This is a genomic window from Arthrobacter sp. Y3221157 (assembly GCF_059089865.1).
This window is the reverse complement of record NZ_JBNHFD010000199.1, coordinates 1-999: the sequence shown is the minus strand read 5'-3', so window position 1 is coordinate 999 and position 999 is coordinate 1. Positions and strand designations below refer to the sequence as shown.

Below are 999 nucleotides of genomic sequence, written 5' to 3'. Positions count from 1 at the left end.
GGGCCGGTGAAATTCGGCTGCTGGGCCGCCGGAGCCTCTGCGGATTCACTGGACACAGCGGCGACGGAACCAGCCGGCGTTTGGCTGGCATCTGCAGCGGCGGGGGTCCCTGCGGCCGTGGTCCCCGGAACGGCCGGGGCAGTGGGGACTGTCGTCGCTGCGGCGGCGGACGCCGCCGGTGATGAAGCCGCGCCGGTCTGCGATGCGGCGGCGCCATATTTCGTTTGCGTTGGAGCGGCTGCAGGTGCGGTGCCGGTGGATGGAGCCGCAGGAGGGGTACTGCCCGTCGGAGCGTAGGAAGGCGACGGTGTTGGGGTGGGGACCGCCGTCGCGGTCGGGGAAAGGGTAGCCGTTACCGCCGGAAGGAGTGCCGGGGGCAAAGACAGCACCAGGGCGGAGGGCGATGCCGACGGACGCGGAACAGCGGTCTGCTGCGCGGACTTGTCCTTGCCTGACCCCTTGCCGCTGGAGTCCTTCCCGTCCCTGTCCTGGCCCGGCGCTGCCTGCAGCGCCTCACCGGCGCTGGCCCGCTCGGATGCCTCCGGCGGCTGGGAGCCCGTTTCCTGCGCCAGCGGGATTGTGGGGCTGCCGGGATCAGCCAGCCCTTCGTCTGCTTGGGACGCCGTGGCGCCTGTGGCTAGAACCAGTACCGCTCCGATCGCCGCTGCATAACTGCCGCGCCGGATTCCCCCATGGATACCGGTCCGGGACAATGAAAGCTCGGACCTGTTGTGAACCATAGTCATCGACCCTAACCATGGAGCAGAAGGAATTGAAAGCCGGTGAAACGGGGTTGGACCAACCGCCGGATGCGCCGTTTGCACTCAACCCCGCGCTGACCAGCGAAGACGTTCAGCTTACGAGGTTCCGGATCTGTTGTTGCGTGTCGGACACCACGGCGGCGAGCCCGTTGCCGGCAACCCAGCCACCCACCACGGCAAGGCCGCCCGCCGCGTTGCAGGCTTCACGGATGGCCGCCACCCTCGCGCGGTGGCCGAC

2 pseudogenes are annotated in these 999 nt (G+C 69.1%); both read right to left on the bottom strand.

Annotation, left to right across the window (positions count from 1 at the left end):
* Positions 1-740, bottom strand: a pseudogene (locus tag AC5RTT_RS20625) (hypothetical protein); the annotation flags it as partial.
* A gap of 112 nt (positions 741-852) precedes the next feature.
* Positions 853-999 (bottom strand): annotated as a pseudogene (locus AC5RTT_RS20620) (protoporphyrinogen oxidase); the annotation flags it as partial.